The sequence below is a fragment of the Brevibacillus sp. IT-7CA2 genome, from assembly GCF_949767855.1.
Lineage (GTDB): Bacteria > Bacillota > Bacilli > Brevibacillales > Brevibacillaceae > Brevibacillus.
The window spans coordinates 163,266-182,826 of the sequence record NZ_CATKQT010000002.1 but is presented as its reverse complement, the minus strand read 5'-3'; the positions used below and the strand labels follow the sequence as shown (position 1 = coordinate 182,826).

General features: G+C 48.6%; 17 protein-coding genes. 4 read left to right on the top strand and 13 right to left on the bottom strand.

Annotation, left to right across the window (positions count from 1 at the left end; genetic code table 11):
* The first annotated feature begins 123 nt into the window (after positions 1-123).
* Positions 124-1,173, top strand: coding sequence for a DUF418 domain-containing protein (locus ACM6JA_RS01795; protein WP_414850921.1), 1,050 nt, complete (start codon positions 124-126; stop codon positions 1,171-1,173).
* A gap of 50 nt (positions 1,174-1,223) precedes the next feature.
* Here the strand turns inward: ACM6JA_RS01795 and mglC are convergent, their stop codons facing one another.
* The 12 genes from mglC to ACM6JA_RS01735 all read right to left on the bottom strand — a co-directional run bounded on the left by mglC (position 1,224) and on the right by ACM6JA_RS01735 (position 15,160).
* Entirely contained in the window at positions 1,224-2,243 is a 1,020-nt protein-coding gene (gene mglC, locus ACM6JA_RS01790) for a galactose/methyl galactoside ABC transporter permease MglC (RefSeq protein WP_414850907.1), read from the bottom strand.
* A gap of 18 nt (positions 2,244-2,261) precedes the next feature.
* On the bottom strand, positions 2,262-3,779 hold the full coding sequence (locus ACM6JA_RS01785) for a sugar ABC transporter ATP-binding protein (RefSeq protein WP_414850906.1): 1,518 nt from the start codon (positions 3,777-3,779) through the stop codon (positions 2,262-2,264).
* Positions 3,780-3,862: 83 nt separating this feature from the next.
* Positions 3,863-4,909: a galactose ABC transporter substrate-binding protein gene (locus tag ACM6JA_RS01780; RefSeq protein WP_414850905.1), complete on the bottom strand. Its 1,047-nt coding sequence runs from the start codon at positions 4,907-4,909 to the stop codon at positions 3,863-3,865.
* A 125-nt stretch (positions 4,910-5,034) separates the two neighbouring features.
* Entirely contained in the window at positions 5,035-6,021 is a 987-nt protein-coding gene (locus ACM6JA_RS01775) for a substrate-binding domain-containing protein (RefSeq protein ID WP_414850904.1), read from the bottom strand.
* Positions 6,018-7,781, bottom strand: a complete 1,764-nt coding sequence (locus ACM6JA_RS01770; RefSeq protein WP_414850903.1) for a cache domain-containing sensor histidine kinase — start codon at positions 7,779-7,781, stop codon at positions 6,018-6,020. Before ACM6JA_RS01770 ends, ACM6JA_RS01775 begins: the two co-directional genes overlap by 4 nt.
* A 3-nt stretch (positions 7,782-7,784) precedes the next feature.
* Complete coding sequence (locus ACM6JA_RS01765) at positions 7,785-9,389, bottom strand: response regulator (protein ID WP_414850902.1); 1,605 nt, start codon at positions 9,387-9,389, stop codon at positions 7,785-7,787.
* A gap of 69 nt (positions 9,390-9,458) precedes the next feature.
* A complete protein-coding gene (locus ACM6JA_RS01760) occupies positions 9,459-9,944 on the bottom strand; it encodes a tetratricopeptide repeat protein (RefSeq protein WP_414850901.1) in 486 nt (161 codons plus the stop codon).
* Between the two features lie 75 nt (positions 9,945-10,019).
* Entirely contained in the window at positions 10,020-11,258 is a 1,239-nt protein-coding gene (locus tag ACM6JA_RS01755) for a PqqD family protein (RefSeq protein WP_414850900.1), read from the bottom strand.
* Between the two features lie 36 nt (positions 11,259-11,294).
* Positions 11,295-12,449 carry a HesA/MoeB/ThiF family protein gene (locus ACM6JA_RS01750; protein ID WP_414850899.1) on the bottom strand — a complete coding sequence of 385 codons (1,155 nt, stop codon included), beginning with the start codon at positions 12,447-12,449 and terminating at the stop codon, positions 11,295-11,297.
* A 532-nt stretch (positions 12,450-12,981) separates the two neighbouring features.
* Positions 12,982-13,677, bottom strand: coding sequence for a heptaprenylglyceryl phosphate synthase (locus tag ACM6JA_RS01745; RefSeq protein WP_414850898.1), 696 nt, complete (start codon positions 13,675-13,677; stop codon positions 12,982-12,984).
* Between the two features lie 17 nt (positions 13,678-13,694).
* Positions 13,695-13,985 (bottom strand): YerC/YecD family TrpR-related protein, encoded by a 291-nt coding sequence (locus ACM6JA_RS01740; RefSeq protein ID WP_007717484.1) that lies wholly within the window; start codon positions 13,983-13,985, stop codon positions 13,695-13,697.
* 119 nt (positions 13,986-14,104) lie between these two features.
* Entirely contained in the window at positions 14,105-15,160 is a 1,056-nt protein-coding gene (locus tag ACM6JA_RS01735; RefSeq protein WP_414850897.1) for a DUF3048 domain-containing protein, read from the bottom strand.
* A 179-nt stretch (positions 15,161-15,339) separates the two neighbouring features.
* Here ACM6JA_RS01735 and ACM6JA_RS01730 point away from each other — a divergent pair, with 179 nt between their 5' ends.
* Both ACM6JA_RS01730 and ACM6JA_RS01725 read left to right on the top strand, forming a co-directional pair.
* Positions 15,340-16,041, top strand: coding sequence for a response regulator transcription factor (locus ACM6JA_RS01730; RefSeq protein WP_414850896.1), 702 nt, complete (start codon positions 15,340-15,342; stop codon positions 16,039-16,041).
* Complete coding sequence (locus ACM6JA_RS01725; protein WP_414850895.1) at positions 16,038-17,447, top strand: ATP-binding protein; 1,410 nt, start codon at positions 16,038-16,040, stop codon at positions 17,445-17,447. The genes ACM6JA_RS01730 and ACM6JA_RS01725 overlap by 4 nt, the downstream gene beginning before the upstream one ends.
* A gap of 236 nt (positions 17,448-17,683) precedes the next feature.
* Here the strand turns inward: ACM6JA_RS01725 and ACM6JA_RS01720 are convergent, their stop codons facing one another.
* Complete coding sequence (locus tag ACM6JA_RS01720; protein ID WP_414850894.1) at positions 17,684-17,926, bottom strand: hypothetical protein; 243 nt, start codon at positions 17,924-17,926, stop codon at positions 17,684-17,686.
* 126 nt (positions 17,927-18,052) lie between these two features.
* Between ACM6JA_RS01720 and ACM6JA_RS01715 the strand changes: the two genes are divergently transcribed.
* Positions 18,053-19,552, top strand: a complete 1,500-nt coding sequence (locus tag ACM6JA_RS01715; RefSeq protein WP_414850893.1) for an IMP dehydrogenase — start codon at positions 18,053-18,055, stop codon at positions 19,550-19,552.
* Positions 19,553-19,561 lie beyond the last annotated feature (9 nt).

The window sequence follows — 19,561 nt, the reverse complement described above, 5'->3', positions numbered from 1 at the left end:
ATCCCCTCACTTCTTACACTTTTGTAAGCGAGACGTAAGCAAATGCCATTTCTCCTCCATCCCCGGATGAGCTAGGATAGGAAAAGTGCGCGATCGGACGACTAACAACGAGAGAAGGAAGTGATGGGATTGAAAGAAAACGCACCTACTATGAACCAACGAATTGATACATTAGATACCGTACGGGGCTTCGCCTTAATGGGCATTCTCCTCGTCAACATCGTGGCATTGCTGTATGCACAAACACCTGAGATCGGAAGTGTGGACCACTGGCTGTTCCAGTTTTTCAATTTCTTTGTGGAATCTCGCTTCTTCGTGATCTTTTCCTTCTTGTTTGGGGTGGGCTTCTATATTTTCATCAGTCGAGCAAAAGCAAAAGGGGCCAACAGCACGGTTTTATTCATTCGACGTCTGATTGCGCTACTCGCTCTTGGCTATGTGCATAAAATGTTTCACCCTGGCGAAGCACTCTTCATCTATGCCATCTTCGGATTCATCTTACTGCCTTTTAATCGATTGAAGGCGCGAACCAATCTAATCATCGGCCTTATTCTTTCGATTGCTGTCTGTGCTACCGGCTTCAAGCCGCTTTTGGTGCTTCCATTGTTTATTTTGGGACTTGCCGTCGGGCAGTACGGGGTCTTTCAGGACATTCCGAGATTTTTGCCAGTGATTAAAAAAGTACAGGGCGTGACCTTCGTCCTTTCGTTAATTGGTTTGTTCATCCAATACCGACTGACTCCGACTGATCCGGCAATGAGTGGAGCGAATCTGGTTGTAGACGATACCGTGTCAGAAGAAACCCTTCAGCAGTTGATGAACTACACGGTTGCCTTGACCTCCACTGGTCTTGTCATGGCTGCCTTTTACACGACGACCTTGATTCGACTGCTGCAAAATAAAACCGTCCAGACCATCCTCTCTCCACTGACCAGCTATGGGCGTATGGCTTTGACAAACTACGTCGGACAAACCGTATTGATCCTTGTGGGAAGCTATTTATTCGATTGGTTTGGCAATCTCGGCTACCTGCAAACGACACTGATCTGCCTCGGTATCTACGTAGTGCAAATGGTATTTAGCGTACTCTGGCTGTCTGTCTTCCGCATGGGGCCACTTGAGTGGGTATGGCGATTATTTACGTATATGAAAATCACACCGTTGCGAAAATAAACAATCAAAGACCCCAGAAAAGCTGGCTGGCAGCTGGTTGGGGTCTCTTTTTATTTTTTCGCCAAGTATTTGCGAATGTCAAAAGCAACGGCTGCCACAATGATGAGTCCTTTGATGATGAGCTGCCAATACGGGCTGACTCCGATAAACGTAAGACCGTAGTTGATGACGCCAAAAATAAGGACACCCGCAAGCACACCTGGAACAGTACCAATTCCGCCAGACGTCGAGACTCCACCTACCACACAGGCTGCAATGGCGTCCAGCTCGTACATGTTGCCGTAGTTGTTCGTCGCGCCACCTGTACGAGCTGCCTCCAGAACACCGCCGAGTCCATACAGGGCACCAGCAATGGCATAAATAATCATGAGGTTGAAAGCGACGTTGATCCCGGAAACAGTTGCGGCCTGCATGTTGCCTCCAATGGCGTACATGTTTTTACCAAGCCGTGTTTTGTTGAAGATCACCCAAACGATGAACGCAACCATGATCGCAATGATGACGATATACGGAATCGAATACGGGCCACTAGGGCCGATGTACCCTGTCCCAAGATGATTGAAGTCACTGCGTAGTCCAGCTATTGGCTGAGATTGATTGGGCTCCATATCAAAATAGATGGAATTGAACCCGTACACGATGACCATCATGCCCAACGTGGCGATAAAAGGGGGCACACTAAAACGAGACACAATAATGCCGTTGATCAGGCCAACTAACAAGCCCGCAGCAATTGCAATGAGAATAGGGATAAGCAACGGCAAATCGGGTAAATCCGGGAAAAATCTCCGCGGATAGTCTTGGCTTTGCAGCATCGAGGCGGAGATGACAGCCGTCAATCCGACGACTCGCCCCGCTGAAAGATCCGTTCCGCCTGTAATAAGAACAAACGCAGCACCCAAGGCAATAATGGCGCGAGTTGAGGATTGCATCAAAATATCCCGAAGCGTTGTAATGGAAAGAAAATTGGGATCATAAATCGCTATTCCCGCTATCAACAAAACCAGAACGATATAGATGGCATTTTGCGTAACAAAGCCTTGCACCTGTTTAGCAGACAACTGAGACATGCCTGTTCCCCTCCTTTCTCATGCAAGATGTTTGGTAGCCAGCCGCATGATCTCTTCTTCGGTTGCCGCTGGGCCTGACAAAAAACCGGAGAGCTTACCCTCGCACATGACCATGATTCGATCTGACATTCCAAGTAACTCCGGCATTTCCGAGGAAATCATGATGATGCCTTTTCCCTGACTCGCCAGCTCCGCGATGATGGTATAGATTTCGAATTTGGCGCCGACATCGACTCCACGCGTAGGTTCGTCCAGCAATAAAATATCCGGATCAGTCAAAAGCCACCGCGCCAACAGAACCTTTTGCTGATTGCCTCCTGACAGGTTTTTGATCAAGGCTTTCATAGAGGGTGTCTTGACGCGGAGCATCTCGATGCTTTGGCTGACATCCGCTCTTCGCTTGCGCTCATTGAGGAGCAGAAAAGGTGTTTGGTAACTGGCCAAATTCGCGATTACCGTATTTTCCAGAATCGATAAGACAGGAATGATGCCGGTGACTCGCCGCTCCTCCGTCAGTAGCGCCATTTTGTACTTCTTCGCATCCTTCGGTGATTTGATCCGTACCTCCTGACCGTTGATCGACACTTTTCCTGCTGACACCGCGCGCAGTCCAAACAATGCCTCAATTAGCTCTGTTCGTTGTGCCCCCACGAGGCCGCCTATGCCCAAGATTTCTCCTTTGCATAATTCAAACGACACGTGCTGAAATGATTGGGAAAATGGGGAGCTCAGTCCCTCTACCTTCAAAATCGGTTCCCCGGGCGTATTGGATCGACTCGGGAAACGCTGCGTCAGGTCCCGTCCGACCATTTTGGAGATGATCAGGTCTGTCGTCAGCTCAGCGGCCCGCCAGGTTCCAATGAGCTTGCCATCGCGCATGATCGTCACGTCATCCGCAATCCGTAAAATTTCTTCCATCTTGTGTGAAATATAGATGATGGCAACACCTCTGCTCTTCAGTTCACGGATGATCGCAAATAGCTGCTCCACCTCGTTTCCCGTCAGTGAAGACGTCGGTTCGTCCATAATGATCACTTTGGATTGGTAGGAGACAGCTTTAGCAATTTCAAGCGACTGTACCTTGGATACAGATAGGTCACGGACAACAGCGTGCGGATTCAGGTCCATACCCAGATCAGCAAACAGCTTCTCTGTATCCGCAAGCATTTTTTTCTCATCCACAAACGGAAAAGGACCGAATCTTTTGACCGGAAAACGTCCTAGCCATATGTTTTCCATGACATTACGAAAGGGCACCGGATGCAGCTCTTGATGAATCATGGAAATGCCATGAGACAGCGCGTCCTTTGAGCTGCTCATCGTCACCTGCTCATTGTTTAACACGATTTCTCCCGCATCTGGTCGATAAATTCCGAAGAGACACTTCATCAGGGTCGATTTGCCTGCTCCATTCTCTCCCATCAGTGCATGGACTGTTCCGGGACGGACTTTTAGCGTGACATCATCGAGTGCCTTGACCCCTGGAAATTCTTTATGAATGTGGTTCATTTCCAACAAAAACGCATGCTGGCCCATGCGAATGCCCTCCTTTTTGCAAAATCATCCCCATCACCGAAAAAGGAGAGTCGGATTCGTCTCTTCACCGACTCTCCTGCTTTCTATTTCGCTTCGTTCATGTTCTCTTTGGTGATTTTTTTGTAGGGCACCCACACGTACTTGCCGTCCGTAATGTCAAAACCTGTGGAATCTTTTGTTGGCGTTTCACCCTTCGCTAAAGACGCCGCGATGCTAAGCGTTGCCTTTCCTTGGTTATTCGCATCGTTGAGGACCGTTCCTAGCAAGGTTCCCACCTCCAGCTCCTTCAGTGCAGGCGCTGTGGCATCCACGCCAACAACGGGCATGTACTTGCCATTCGCAAAATAGCCAGATGCCTTCAGCGCTTCGATTGCCCCCAGTGCCATATCGTCATTGTTGGCAAGAACGGCTTCGATCTTGTCACCGGAAGCTGCGAGGAAGGCTGCCATCTTTTCCTGCCCTTTTACGCGATCCCACATGGCCGTATCTTCCGCGACCTTCTCTACCTTAATCCCTGCATCTTCAATCGCCTTCACCGAAAACTTCGTCCGCAGCTCAGCATCCTGATGCCCTGGTTCGCCTTTTAACATGACGTATTGGAGGACACCATTCTTGTTTTTATCTGCCTCCGGATTTGCCTTCCAGTAATCGACGATCAACTGCCCAGAGATCGTGCCGGATTCCTCCGCTTTTGCTCCCACGTAGTAGACCTTATCCCACTTCTGCATATCCTCTGGCATCGGCTCACGGTTGAAGAAGACGACGGGAATATTGACTTGCTTCGCCTTGTCGATAAGGACGCCAGCAGCTGTGCGATCCACCGGATTGATGGCGAGGGCATTTACCTTTTTGTTAATGAACAAATCCACTTTGTCATTTTGCGTAGGCTGGGCATTTTGGCTGTCTACAATGTCCACTTCCGCTTTACCCTCCGCGGCTTTCGAAATCGCATTGCGTACTCCTGTCATGAACGTATCATCGAACTTGTAGATGGCGACTCCGATTTTGGGATTCCCCGCAGGAGTCGAGCCTCCCCCGGACGCTGCCGGCTGCGAACCGCCAGATTGTGAGCATCCAACCACCGAGAGTGTTACTGCGGCTACCAGTGTAGTGGCAATCAGCTTTCTCATTCGAAAATCCCCCTTTATCCCCTATGTTTACATCTGATATACACCAAATGTAAGCGTTTTCCATATCGTGTTCCATCGAAAATCCTGCGCATTTTTATCAAAATACTCATCTGTTTTTCGGTGGCCTATTTAACGAAGGGGAAGAGGAGCTTTTGATTCTCCGACCAGAACATATTCTCCCGATCGATTACTTTTGTTCCGGTGTCGACCAGATTGGGCACTGCTTCTTTGTTGCTCGCGTCGACTGCGTACTTGACGCCTAGATATCCCATCGATAGCGGCTTCTGGATGATCGTCGCGGAAATGATTCCTTCCTGCAAATACTCCAGCACTTCCGGCGGACTGTCGATTGCTACGATTTTGACTTTGTCCCGCAGTCCACTGTTTTCCATTTCCTCGGCCACACCGATCGCTGTACTGGCATCGAGTGCAATCACTCCTTTCAACTGCGGATGCTTGCGGATCAGTTCGCGCGTCCACTCACCGATCTGCCTTTTATCCAAGGGGACATTTTCGTTGGCAACCAGCTCAACCTGCGTTTCCCGTGGGAGCAAATCGAGGACGCCCTGTTCTCTTCGTTTGGCATTTGCCTTTACCCGATCTGTGCCGAGCAATGCGATTTGCCCCTTTTTTTCGATCAGGTACACCATTTTTTCGAATGCCTTCATGCCCATATCGTAGTTATCTGTCCCAATGTAGCTTTTGACGGCTGAATCTTTTCCGACTGTGTCGAGTACAAGGATCGGAATGGCCCGCTCCCTCGTCAGCTTGATGGCTTCTCGCAAAACTTGCTCGTCACTAGGTGCCACCACAATTGTCTCGGAGCCATCTGCGATTGCCTGCTGCACCAGCTCCATTTGCCTCTGGGCATCCTCCTCATAGTCCGGCGCGTAAAAATTCAGGTTTCGCTCATATTCCTTGGCAGCCATCTCCGCCCCGAGCTTGACCGTTCGCCAATAATCGCCGTGCTTCATACGGACGATCAGCGCCACTGTCTTTTTCTTGTCTACTTCCCCATCCGTAAGCGGAGCACTACACGAGTAAAGAAGCGTCACCGCTACCAAAACGAACAGTCCGTATACGCTAAATCGTTTCACCGCTGCTGTCCTCATAAATGATCTCGCTCCTCTGCAACCTGGCGCGGAATCCATACACGCACAACGGTCCCCTCTTCCAGTTCGCTCGCGATTTCCAAACCGTACTCTTCGCCGAAGGTCAAGCGGATGCGCTCTTGTACGTTTTGAATCCCAACGCCCGAGCCTTCTTCGCTTTTGTAAAAGCCAGCTTTTACTTGTGCAAGAACATCAGGGGACATGCCCAAGCCATTGTCACTTACCTGAAGTAACACCTTACCGTCGATGAGTGCTGCATATATGCGAATCCGGCCCGGATCAGCCAAATGCTCAATCCCGTGGTAGATGGCGTTTTCCACAATCGGCTGGAGAAGTAACTTCAGCGTCAGACAGTTGAGCACCTCATCTTCATCCTCGACCACGATCTCATACTCAAATTTTTGCTTGTACCTCATTTTTTGAATAATGAGATAATGTCGCACATGCTCCAGCTCTTCCCGCACCGTGATAATGTTCTTGCCTCTGCTCAGGCTGATCCGAAACAGCTTTGACAACGAAGTAATCGTGGTGATGACATCCTCGTTTTTTCCGTTGCCCACCATTCTGACCACAGAGTTCAACGTGTTGTACAGAAAATGCGGATTGATCTGTGCCTGTAGCACCTCCAGCTCGCTTTTTCGTTTAGCTTCCTGTTCTCGAATGATCTGGTGCATCAATTCTTTGACCTTCGCGACCATCAGATGAAAACGCAAGGAAAGCTGTTCGACCTCATGGCTTCCCCGGATCGGTTCACTCTCTGAAAAGTCTCCCTGCTCCACCTTTTCCATGGATCGCTCCAGTAGCTTGATCGGTCGTGATATTTTTGCAGAGAGATAGTGCAGCACGAACAACACAATGACAATCACAAAGATGAGCAGCCAAAAAATGAAGCGACTGATTTCTTTTTTGGTTGTCACAATCTCATCCATGTAGGAAACCCCAATGATTTTCCAGCCTAGCTGATCGATGGTCTTGATGGTGATCAAACGCGTTTCGTCCTGTGTCTCTTCTACATAGCTGCCGTAGGAATGCTTCAGCGGCAAGGAACGGTTTTCATTTTTCAATCCGGCGTAAATCAACTGCTGCTGCGGATGGTAGACGATGTTCCCGACCAAATCGATGATGTAGACGTACCCCTTTTTCCCCAAGCCCACTCTCTGGCACAACTCATCGATCTCCTTGAAATTCACATCGACTAAAAGTACCGCAGGAATTTCTCCGTCTGGTCCGTGAAGAAGAATTTCCCGACTCATCGAGACGACCCAAGTGTACTCCCCTTTAAACAAGTTCTGGATATGCGGGAGCGAAAAGGACAGGTTTGTCGGGTCCTCGATCGCCTTTTGAAACCAGCTCTGTTCGGTCAAACGAGTGTTTTTCCTCAGTACTTTGGAAGGAGTTGTGGCCAATAACGTTCCGTCTCGTGTAAAAACCGCGATGGAGACGATGTCCTTTCTCGTTTCTACGACTGTCTCAAGCTGTTCGCTCAGCTTGTCTGCCGTGAGCCCCTTGCTTCTTCTGATCTTGTCATCGACGAGTTCGAAAATTTGCGTCATCCCATTCAAATAGCTGTCCAGATTGTATTTCACCTGCTCCAGGATTTGCTGCGTGTGCAGATAGGCGTTTTGCTCTGCCGTCTGCGCAAATTTTCCGTACAGCATCACCCCGACAAACAGCATGACGAGTACTGTCACGAGTGTAAAGGAAGTGGTAATGATAAATTGAATCCTTTTGACCTTGATCACCGTGAGCAATCGTTTCATCCGTTAACCTTCCTGCTCGCTCTGACTTCGATACTCTTTAGCGGACATGCCTGCATACTTGCGAAAGCTGAAACTAAAGTAATTGGGATCGGTATATCCTACTTTTTCCGCGATTTCAAAGGACTTCAAATCGGTCGTCCGCAAAAGCTCTTTGGCCTTTTCCATGCGCAATGACAGGAGATAGGACACAAAGGTGGTTTTCGTCTCTTTCTTGAAAATACCGCTAAAATAACCGAGGCTGATGTGCAGATGATCGCACACCTTGTGGATGGATATGTCGGGAGAATGATAATGCGCGTGGGTGTAGTCCAATGCTTGGGTGATCAATCTCCTGTACGTCGTTTGCCGTCCGCTTGCGATATTCGCCATGATGCGCTCACAGATTTCTGTGATCTGTTCTCGGGCATCCTCCCTACTGGTAAAAGTCGTCATGACCTGCAACAGATAGCGTTGACCGCCAAACAGTTGATCCATGTCAACTTCAGCACGATGGGCCGTCTTTAAAATGGTCGTCATAATCTCCAACAAATAAATTCGGTAGTCCTCAATGGATACAGAGACACGCGCCACTTTATCAAATAAATCATCAATCACGGTCCGAAGCTCCGCACTCGTCCCCATTTTGATGCACCGAACCAACTCATGCTCACTTCTCTCATCAAGGCGTATCTGCTCACTCGTTTGCTTTTCCACGTCATTGATCACAATCATCCTGTTGCAGCCAAGGATGCTTTTGTAATCGAGTGCCTGCATGGCGTCCTCATACGAGTAAGGGAGTGCCGCAACATCTGTCACGACGTTGCCGATTCCGATTGTTACCGTGATGCTCATGTATTTTTCAATCGTTCGCCTGATTTCTTCTGCGATATTTTGTGTTCGTACTTCGATTCGCTGCGTGTCGTCTGCCTTTGTTCGCATGAGCACCACGACCTGATCTTCATGGAGAAACACGATCCCCTCCTGCTTACCTGCGTTCAGCTGCTCTTCTGCGATATTTTTCACAGCAAAAAGAAACAGCTGCTGCTCCTCCTGCTTGGGCTGGTCTACACAGATGACAGCCACGAGATATTCGGGACTCCTGAGCTCTATCCCGTATTCGCAGGCTTTTGAAAAAACATCGTTCTGTACGAGCTGACGACTCAACAAAGATGATAAAAAAACTTCCCGCAAAACCGGCAAGCTTTTTCGATAGCTATCGCGCAGCAGCTGAACGTTTTCCCGATGAGCCGCCTCTTCGTCCATCCGTCTCTTGACCTTGTCCAGCGCTTCCATCAGCTCACTCGCGGAAAACGGCTTGAGCACATATTCATCAATTTGCAGCTTCACGGCCTTTTGCGCGTACTCGAACTCATCAAATCCAGTCAGGATAATGATGCGAATGGCAGGGTACTCGCGCCCGATGGACTCCGCCAACTGAAGTCCGTTCATAAAGGGCATCTTGATGTCGGTTACGACGACGTCCGGTCGCAGTCTCTCGACCAGTTCCAATGCCTCTCTGCCGTTTTCTGCTTTGGCAACCACCTCGTATCCGTGGCTATGCCAGTCAATTTCTTGGCTAACCCCTTCTCTTACATCTTCTTCGTCATCTACCAATATCAGCTTATACATAGGCACCTCCCGCTGTTGTACTTGTACAACGGGAGGCGATTGTTTTCCTGCAAATGGAATGGTATGGCGCTACCAAGTCTTATTCAGATCATCTGCATAGAACAGAATCGCTTTTTGATAGGCCAAAATCGTAGGATCGCTTGATGTTTCTGCGAGGTTTTTCAGGAGGAGATTCATGGCTTCGTGGTGCTTCCCGAGATTGTAATACGCCATGGAAAGAAAAATCGGAAAGGAACGGTCGCAGGGGAATTGTTGCATCCCCTTCGCGAGCGTAGCTGCTGCCTGCTCGTATTGTCCCAGCGTGCGATACGTACTGCCCAGACCCAGTAATGCCCCTTGCAGGTCGTCTTCGACAGACAGTCCGAGCTCAATCGCTTTTTCGTAAAAGGGAACAGCTTCCTTCTCCAATCCGGCTGCGTCGTGGCACCAAGCACATTGATAATGGGCGACAGGATCATTCGGGGATTGGCTGACGAGCTGAAGGGCAAGCTGGATCGCTTCGTCCAGATGCCCTTCTTTTCGCAGATGAATGATATTTTGGATCATCGGGTTCATGTGAGCACTTCCTTTGCCTGAGTATCTCTCTTCCCCCTAGCGTAACAGGGCAGCTTGGCAAGGTGAAGACGCAAATTATGTGCCCTGCAAGGATTTTGCCCGCTCTCTTTCGCTTCTCCTTTGTCGGTACGCTCTCATCCACGACCAGCCCAAAATGAGAAACGGAACCAGAACCAACAGGATCAACAGGATGCCGTCCCAAAACTCCCACGAGTGAAGCGAAGCATTTTTCATGTCGTCGGCGATGATCCAGATAAAATCAAGCGCCATGCGTAGCTGATACTGGACAAAGAACCAGATTCCCCACACCGATCCAATCAAGTAGACCCAGCTATACCAGCGGATGACACTTTTCTCATGGTCGGCTACGTACTCCCATTCCTCCTGCTCATCCTGCGTCAAGGAACGGAATTTCGCTTTTAGAAACAGGCGTGTATTCACCATCAGATTGGAGCATTGGAACTTGGTTGCCAACACGTAATACAAGTCGGTTTGCATGAAAACCATGAACTGAAAGGCCAAAGCCATGAACAGGATCACATTCAGCATACGAATGAATGCTTCCATGAAGGGCACAAGCGTCAGCCAGCCTTGATCATTGGCAAACAACAGAATCACACCGATTCCCATAAACATCGCATCCCAGGACATTCCCGCCAAAAACGCCCTGTATCTGCGCTGTGGCTCGACGAGAACAATATTGGACATATTCGTCTCTGCTACGGCAAAAACAAGTCGATGCCCCAGTCCAATACGACTGCCGATTCCCAATGATCGCGCCGCCATTAAGTGGGCCATCTCATGGAAAAATAGAAAAACCCAAGTGGCCACGAAAGAAACCACAACCGAAACCGTCACGGAAGAAGAAACAAAAATATCGGAATAGACCGGGATATACTTGCCCGTAAATACACAAATCAAAAGACCTGTGAAAAATAAGATACCGTAAAATCCAAAGGCAACACGATTAAAGAAAAACTGACCCGTACCCTGCTTGATCCAAGAGAAGTGATCCACAACCGGTACTGGCTCGTTGACAACTTCTCCATCTACCATGAACACAAATTGATAGGAAGCAATTAAATCCTGCGCAAAGTCAAGCACATCCACTGGTTCGCCCAATCGTTCTTCCATGATCGTCGCGACTTCATTGATGCTCTTCCCTTCATCCAACATATCGATGATCTCGACACCAATGGCCGGAAGCACAATGAAATTGCTGATATCCGTTCGTCCAATGAGGATCTCTTCCTCGTTTTCCGCCCGACGCGCAAGCGGGTGCATCTTGAGAATGCTATCTCCCGAGATATTCACTTGACAGACACCTTCCTCTCTTACAGGAACGACTCCTTACTTTGCGAGCACTTCATTTCTCTTGATATGAAAAATCGGCTCCGTTCCGCTGCCGCCTCCGCAAGTCGGGCATTCGGCTTCATTTCGCTCCCACTCAAAAAACACGCTCTTTTCCAAAGTGTTGAAATCGAAAATGATAAATTTGCCCGCTGATTGTACCGGAGCGATTCCTGTCAAATACCTGATTGCATCGGAAGCCATCATTCCCGTAATCATCATGGTGTTGGGTGCAATGGTGGCGGTAGGCAGAATAAAGTTGGTATCGAGCAGCCTTTGGATCAACTGCGGATAGTCCTCGATCTGTGTAGAACGATGCAAATGCATGCAATCGATACAGCCTGTCTTGCCCGGTTCTACCATGAAGAACTGTCCTTCAATCAGATTGAATCCACCAGCAATAAACGGGATTTGCAGCTTGGTGCAGGCATGATTCACCCATCTCTGCAAAAAGAAAAAGGGATGATCGGCTGCGAGCATCACGAGGTCACTTCCCGCGATAACCCGCTCCACGTCTTCGCTGGACTTGATTTGCATCGTCTCCGTTTCAATCAATACCTCTGAATGAAGCCTTCCGATGAAATCACGTGCCGCTTCCACCTTCAGGCGACCAATATCATGCTCGTTAAAGACCATTTGTCTGTTCAAATTGCTGAGCTCTACTCTATCAAAATCCACGAGCTTGATATGCTGGATTCCCGCTCCTACCAGATTGACCAGTAGCGTAGAGCCAAAGGCACCCATCCCTAAGATCGTCACTTTTTTTCTACTTACCTGTTCCTGTAGCTCGCTTGGACTTTGATTGAGATCGGTAAACAAGGAGAAATAGCGGATATTCGCTTTATATCTTTCCTTTTGTTCCGAAGTCAGAACGGAAGCCTCTTCTTTTGCCTGATCCATCAGGAAGCCCAATCCACTCAGAGACTCCACTGCTTCCGATATTTCTTCATACGTAATTTCGGGGTAATCGACAACCAATAATGTATGTATTTCACCGACAGTACGAGTGCCATCCATCAGTTTGATCATCTTGCGGATGGACCCATTCTCGTCTTCCAATTCGAAGGTATAGCCAGGAGCCTCTCCCAAGCGGATCATCTGCTCTGTCACTTCATAGACGGGATGCACTGGTTTAAATAAAGGACGACGTTCCATCAAAACACCTCCCAATAGTGGGGTTCGCTAACCCGGCTCATTTTAGATGAAAAAAGGGAATAGCTCGTGTGCTATTCCCCCTCTTTTTAAGAGAATTAAGCTGCTACTGCAGTAGTGCGAACGCTTTCAACTTTTTTCGCTTGGATTTTCATGGATAGTTCCTCCTCTCTATGATCGAAAATTAAGACAAGTTCATTATATTTCATGAATTTACAGAAATCTACAAATATTAGCAAAAAATTATATATTTTGGTAATATTCGACTATTTATTTCGTAAGCAATAGGATTTTCCTTCCATTTTCTATAAAAAATCTTAAAATTCCTTCTCTTTGGAAAAAGTTTATATTGTCATGAAAGGTCCTCTCGATTTGGAGTAAGAATTGAAAGCTATCCCGAAAGAACTGACTCTTGTAATCAAGGAGCAATTGAAAGAAAACAAAGATAGCGACTGGAGCGCAACCATTCCCTTGAAAAACTAAAGCAGACATGAAAAACCACCTCGCCCAATCATAAGTTGGGGAGGTGGTTTTTTTAGTTGCTTGTTCCCTTAACGGCCTTCACAGTAGCCAATGCAGCAGCTAGATTGTCATAAATGACATTCCCTACGACAACCGTATCTGCAATCGCAGCCATTTCTGCCGCTTGCTCCGGGTTGCGAATCCCGCCACCATAAAAGAGGTGGGCTTCGCCCGCGCCTGCTTTGGCAGCCTTCACGATTGCCGGATCGCCGTATGTACCGCTGTACTCCATATAAACAATCGGCAAACGACATATGTTCGTCGCTACCTGTGCGTACGCTTTGGCCTGCGAGGCATCCGCAATCGGACGTGCTTTCGTCAGATGTGCTACGCCCGCGTCTGGATTGGCGATTATATATCCTTCTGTAATGATCTCATCCCAATGAATATAAGCGCCAAACGCTTGGAGCCCCGATACATGCGGAGCAAAAATCCAGTCTGGATCGCCAGCGTTCAGTACGAGCGGGATCAAGTACGAATCAAATCCCGGCACAACTGCATCCAGCGAAGAAATCTCCAAGACAGCCGGAACTGCGTAACGACGCAATCGCGACATCAATTCGAGTGTATTGTCATAGGTCACACCGTACGTGCCGCCTACAATGATCCCATCTGTTCCGGACTCGCAAATCGTCTCCAAGGCCTCGTCATCGATTGTTTTATCCGGGTCTAGTTTAAATGTATGGCGCCAGCCACGATAGTCAATCAACGTTGCCTGCCCCCTAGCTATTTTCCAATCCGCTCAAGCGCCATCTGGTATCCATCATTTCCATAGTTCAAACAGCGTTTGACACGAGAAATGGTCGCCGTACTTGCGCCAGTCTCTGCTTCAATCTGATTGTAAGTAAAGCCTTTGCGGAGCATTCTCGCTACTTCCAGTCGCTGTGCGAGCGACTGCATTTCGTTCACCGTGCACAGATCGTCAAAAAATTGATAGCACTCTTCCATCGTTTCCAGGGAAAGAACAGCTTCAAATAACTGTTCGAGCCCTTTTCCTTTTAATTTTTCCAATTGCATGTCTGTCACCTCTGTTATATAGTCCGTCTTTCGAGCGGTTTCTCACTGTACAATTTTTAAGCACTAAAGCTTCAACAATTATCTTAGAAGAAACCGCCTTCATCCGCAAGCCCTAATCCTTACTGGAACTTGAGTGACTTCGACAGGCCCGGTGAGTTTGGCAATATAGCCACCCATGTATTTCCTGGCAAAAGCGGTGCTTCTTGCGTCAAAGCCGCGTCCTCATAGGCACGGATGACACCATTGCTGCGCTTCCATTTGACCTTGCGCGTTTTTCCTTGCTGGAATAAATAACCGTCCCCCGGGCCGATTACATCGACCGATAGACGCCCTTCTTTATCCAGCACGCGGTGTTTGGCGGAGATGACCAACAGATTGGTCGTGGACAACTGTTTCTTGTCGCTCAAGTCCAAATGCGGCTTGCCTGCCGTGAAGCGCATGTATTTCTTTTGCTCGGCATCATAGGTAAAAGCAGCTTTATTCAATGAGTGGAAAGTCAGATCTACCTGTGTAGCAAGCTCGCCTTCCTTGATCTCGGCATCCTCCGGCAGGAACGTGAAGTGAGGCACCTCTGCCGATTGACGCATCCCTTTATCCTGCATCGCTTTTTCCAAGAGCTCTGGCTTAGTGTACAGATTATGTGGCATTTTGCGGAATTTTTCTCGCCAAAAGTATTGACCGTTCGGGATTTCATCCAGATGGCTGAGGTCTTTTCGCGCCAAGGTTTCCAGCGCATCCGGACTGCCTCCCGCGTGGACGAGGACCGCATCAAAACCAGTCCCGATCTGGATAAAATAAGGACGGATACTGCGGACGGGTCCAATTACTTCCGGTTTTTGGCTTTGGAATATCGCAAGAAAGCGGGTCATTTCCCCTTCGGACAATACCTCATAAATCATGTCCGCTTTGTTGACGCCTGTTTGTGGACGGGCGGGCGGGGCGTTGTTGATCATTACCATGATCGGTCGCTTGCTTCCCAGGTTTTCGTGACTGCCAAGTCCTGTCATCGGTGCCTTATACGCATATTCGATGGGCTGATTCGTTTCCGGTGGCGTTTGCACAATCGGATCAGGTATCTGCGGACTAGGTTGGGTGTCCACCGGCTTTTGAGCGCAGGCCGTCGTTAAGAGCATGAAGGCTAGTACCATGAGAGACGATTTGACTGTTCGTTTCATATGAATCGCTCCTTTCCATCTCTCGTTGTCTTTTTTTCCCTGTTTCTTTTTCCAGAAGGATACAGAGGAATCCTGCTTCCACACGTTTTCCACGATTCTCATACGTCCATGCCACACATCTCGTTTTTGGCTATGCTACAATACTGATATAAAACAGATGCAAAGCGAGGCCGAAATCTATGAATACTCCCTACCTCGTCTATCTGGTGGACGATGAAACAAACCTGTTGGAGCTCTTGCAATCGTATTTGCAAAGTGCCGGATTGCAGGTGAAAGCGTTTTCTAGTGGCAAGGACGTCTTGCCGTTACTTGATGAAGAAGCACAGCCACATTTGTGGATATTGGACATCATGATGCCCGACATCGACGGCTATGAGCTCTTGCGTCTCATTCGTGAAAAATCAAATGTCCCGATCATCTTCATCTCCGCTCGCGATCAAGATGTCGATAAAATCATCGGACTGGAACTGGGCAGTGACGACTACTTGGCGAAGCCTTTTCTCCCTCGCGAACTGGTCATCCGTGCGAAAAAGCTGCTACAGCGCACCTATGAGAAGCCCGGTGCCACTGCTTCCTCTACCCAAACTTTCCAAGATTGGGTAACGGTTGATCCTTATATGATCTCAGAAAAAGGCAGACAAGTAAAAGAAGGCGACGAACTCATTGATTTAACCACAAAAGAATTCGAGCTCATCGTGTACCTTTTGCACAATCAAGGACTGGCCTTGAATCGCGAGCAGATTCTGACCTCCATCTGGGGAGAAGACTACATCGGCTCAGACAGAGCTGTCGATGACTTGGTGAAGCGCATCCGCAAGAAAATGCCCAAGTTTCCATTGGAGACGGTCTATGGCTTCGGCTACCGAATGACGCGTATATGAGCAAATTCCGGCTGAAAAACCTGCCGATATCCAGGCAAATCCTCATTTTGTTCATGATCCTGACAAGCGTCCTCGGGGTTGGCCTTGGCGTCGGGTATCCACTGGCTGTCAAACAGTATCTGGTATCCAACACTTACTCGCTCTTGGAAGATGAGTTTTACACATTATCTCAGCATATCTCCTTCAATGAGCATAATGAGCTGCTGCCTGTTCCGGCTGCGGCCCCTTACTTTTTACAGCTCTTGCTCCAACGTTATGAGTACTCATTTGATATGATCGTCTATGCTGAAAACGGACGAGAGCTGGGCAGCCGAAGCAATGGCCGCATTCCGTACGAGGATGCCAAGGAGTTGTTCCAACAAGCCGCCTCGTATCCAAGCAACAAGCTCCAGCATGGTTCGTTGGACCGTGGAGCAGAGAGCTATTTGTTCGTCAGCAAAAAAATGGATTACCATGGCTTTCCCTACTACATGGTGCTCTTCTCCAAGGAACAGGAGCTCAACCAGATCAACTCGATTTTGACACGTCAGTTTTTGTTCATTTTTGGTCTGCTGCTGCTCGTAAGCTGGTTGTTGGCCGTGTGGTTTAGCGGGTATTTGAGCAGACCGCTGCGCACACTTGAAGAGCTGTGTAAAAAAATCGCTCGTCGTCAGTTCGATATCCCGCTTGCAATGGATCGCGGAGATGAGATCGGACAGCTCGCCCGATCATTCGATATGATGAAAAACCAACTGAAGGAATACGACGAGTCGCAGCAGCATTTTGTCCAAAATATTTCCCATGAGCTCAAAACACCGATCATGGCGATTCAAGGATACACGCAAGGACTCATAGAAGGCGTCTTCCAGGGCCCTCAGGCGGAAAAAGGGCTTTCCATCATCATGGAAGAGAGCAAGCGCCTCGAAAAGGTCGTCGGACAGCTCTTGTATATCACGAAAATCGAGTCTGTCTCGCAAATGATGCAAGTCGACCGCGTCGACCTGTCAGAGATGATGCACCTGTTGAAGCAGCGGCTCTCCGTGCTCAATCCACAAATCGAGTGGGAATTAAATCTAGCAGCTGACTTGATCGTGGAGGGAGACGGCGAGCAATTGAGTACTGCGTTCGTTAATATCATGGAAAATCAACTGCGCTACGCCAAAAGCCGACTCACCATCACAGGAAGACACGCAGGAAAAAGCGTCGTCATCGCGATTTCCAATGATGGGCCACTCATTGAGGAGGCGCTGTTGCCGAATTTGTTCCAGCGTTTCCGTAAAGGAAAGTCGGGCAAGCATGGGCTTGGACTCGCTATTGCCCGTGCCGTCTTGGAAGCACATAAAGGAACGATCGATGCCCGCAACGATCCAGATGGACCTTGCTTTACAATGATCGTACCCGTTGAGTTTAAAGGCCGAATGAACTGATAGGAGGGGACACTTGTCCTCTCTTTTTCTATTTTTAAAGGAGAAATTCAATAAAAGCGTAGGAAGATACCGTGACAATTCCAAGCTTCTCATACACGTGTACCGCCGTAGGATTATCTGCAAAGACCATCAAATAAAGTTCCCATGTTTCCGATTTCTACGTAGGCTTTGTCATAGACATGAAAGCCTGCTACGGCCATCGCTTCCCCTCCTTCCGAAAAGAGCGCGATGTGTGGCTAGGAGAGCATCGGCTCTACCTCGTAATTTTCCTCCCCCTCTACCACATGAAGAGAAAATGCGTGAAACGGCATCCCTTTCAAGTAAGACCCGATGGCGGTTACTTCTCCTTGGGCGCTGTCCGTTACGATTACGCTCCTTTCCGTTCGCAAGTACATATTCCCGTATAAAATGTACGAATCTTCTAACGAAATTTGTTCCAAAAGCTTGCGTTGTTCATGACCTGTTCGCAATTTTAGCAAAGAAATCACTCCTTCTAACGATTCCCTATTGACGTTGTCGTACTTCACGGTTACCATGGTAAAAATTTCTCTATTAAAGAGGCAGTTCAAAAAATCGAGACCAACTTCACCTAGGAGGAGAGAATCGTGGCTTTTTATTACACAGAACCATCTCGGACGTTTAATGAGTTTTTGTTGTTGCCAAATCTCACCACAAAAGAATGCACTCCGAACAATGTGGACTTATCCACTCCGATTACCAAGTATAAAAAAGGTGAAAAGCCTGCCATCTCACTAAACATACCGTTCTCATCCGCAGTCATGCAAGCAGTTTCCGACCATCATATGGCGGTCGCATTGGCTAGATGTGGCGGTATTTCGTTTATTTTTGGCTCCCAGTCCATCGAGAGCCAGGCAACCATGGTTCGCAAAGCAAAAGGCTACAAGGCGGGTTTCGTCGTTAGCCGCTCCAACCTGACACCAAGCCATACGCTGAAAGACATTTTGGAATTGAAAGAGGCGACAGGCCATTCCACCGTTGCCATTACGGAAGATGGTACGGCAAAAGGCAAGCTGCTCGGAATCGTAACAGGTCGCGATTATCGCATCAGCCGCGACTCTCAGGACAAACTCGTCAGCGACATCATGACGCCATTCTCGAAGCTGATCTATGGCAAATCCGGCATCTCGCTCTCTGAAGCCAACGACCTGATCTGGGAGCACAAGCTGAACTGCTTGCCAATCGTAGACGAAAATCAAAATCTCGACTTCCTCGTTTTCCGCAAGGACTACGATTCCCGCAAAAACAATCCGCTATCCCTCTTGGACGCGAACAAGAGCTATATCGTAGGTGCCGGTATCAATACAAAGGACTACAAGGAGCGCGTCCCTGCGTTGGTAGAAGCAGGCGTTGATATTCTGGTCATCGACTCCTCCGACGGCTTCAGCGAATGGCAGCGCGAGACGGTTCAATATGTAAAAGAAAACTTCAATGTTCCTATCGGTGCAGGTAACGTTGTCGATAAGGAAGGCTTCCGCTACCTCGTGGAATCGGGCGCAGATTTCATAAAAGTAGGGATTGGCGGCGGCTCCATCTGCATTACCCGCGAGCAAAAAGGAATCGGACGCGGCCAAGCTTCTTCCCTCATTGAAGTGGCAGCAGCTCGCGACGAGTACTTCAAGGAAACAGGCATTTACGTTCCGCTCTGCTCCGACGGCGGAATCGTACACGACTACCACGTGACAATGGCTTTGGCTATGGGTGCAGACTTTGTCATGCTGGGACGTTACTTCGCTCGCTTCGACGAAAGCCCGACCAAAAAAGTGAAGATCGGCAACAACTTCGTGAAAGAATACTGGGGAGAAGGCTCCAACCGCGCTCGCAACTGGCAACGCTATGACACTGGCGGCAAAAGCAGCCTCGTCTTTGAGGAAGGCGTAGACTCCTACGTACCATACGCGGGAAGCCTGCGCGAGAACATCGACCGTACCTTGAGCAAAATCAAATCGACCATGTGCAATTGCGGATCGCTCTCCATCTCAGAGCTTCAGCAAAAAGCGCGAATCACCGTCATCTCTGCTACTAGCTTGGTAGAAGGCGGCGCACATGACGTTATCTTGAAAGAAAGCAGCATGGCTGCTGAGTAATATAATCGA

What these genes read in the sequence shown, in the direction of transcription:
- ACM6JA_RS01795 (WP_414850921.1), top strand. Translation starts at nt 124, where the DNA reads ATGGGATTGAAAGAAAACGCACCTACTATGAACCAACGAATTGATACA.
- mglC (WP_414850907.1), bottom strand. Translation starts at nt 2,243, where the DNA reads ATGTCTCAGTTGTCTGCTAAACAGGTGCAAGGCTTTGTTACGCAAAAT.
- ACM6JA_RS01785 (WP_414850906.1), bottom strand. Translation starts at nt 3,779, where the DNA reads ATGGGCCAGCATGCGTTTTTGTTGGAAATGAACCACATTCATAAAGAA.
- ACM6JA_RS01780 (WP_414850905.1), bottom strand. Translation starts at nt 4,909, where the DNA reads ATGAGAAAGCTGATTGCCACTACACTGGTAGCCGCAGTAACACTCTCG.
- ACM6JA_RS01775 (WP_414850904.1), bottom strand. Translation starts at nt 6,021, where the DNA reads ATGAGGACAGCAGCGGTGAAACGATTTAGCGTATACGGACTGTTCGTT.
- ACM6JA_RS01770 (WP_414850903.1), bottom strand. Translation starts at nt 7,781, where the DNA reads ATGAAACGATTGCTCACGGTGATCAAGGTCAAAAGGATTCAATTTATC.
- ACM6JA_RS01765 (WP_414850902.1), bottom strand. Translation starts at nt 9,389, where the DNA reads ATGTATAAGCTGATATTGGTAGATGACGAAGAAGATGTAAGAGAAGGG.
- ACM6JA_RS01760 (WP_414850901.1), bottom strand. Translation starts at nt 9,944, where the DNA reads ATGAACCCGATGATCCAAAATATCATTCATCTGCGAAAAGAAGGGCAT.
- ACM6JA_RS01750 (WP_414850899.1), bottom strand. Translation starts at nt 12,449, where the DNA reads ATGGAACGTCGTCCTTTATTTAAACCAGTGCATCCCGTCTATGAAGTG.
- ACM6JA_RS01740 (WP_007717484.1), bottom strand. Translation starts at nt 13,985, where the DNA reads ATGCAATTGGAAAAATTAAAAGGAAAAGGGCTCGAACAGTTATTTGAA.
- ACM6JA_RS01735 (WP_414850897.1), bottom strand. Translation starts at nt 15,160, where the DNA reads ATGAAACGAACAGTCAAATCGTCTCTCATGGTACTAGCCTTCATGCTC.
- ACM6JA_RS01730 (WP_414850896.1), top strand. Translation starts at nt 15,340, where the DNA reads ATGAATACTCCCTACCTCGTCTATCTGGTGGACGATGAAACAAACCTG.
- ACM6JA_RS01725 (WP_414850895.1), top strand. Translation starts at nt 16,038, where the DNA reads ATGAGCAAATTCCGGCTGAAAAACCTGCCGATATCCAGGCAAATCCTC.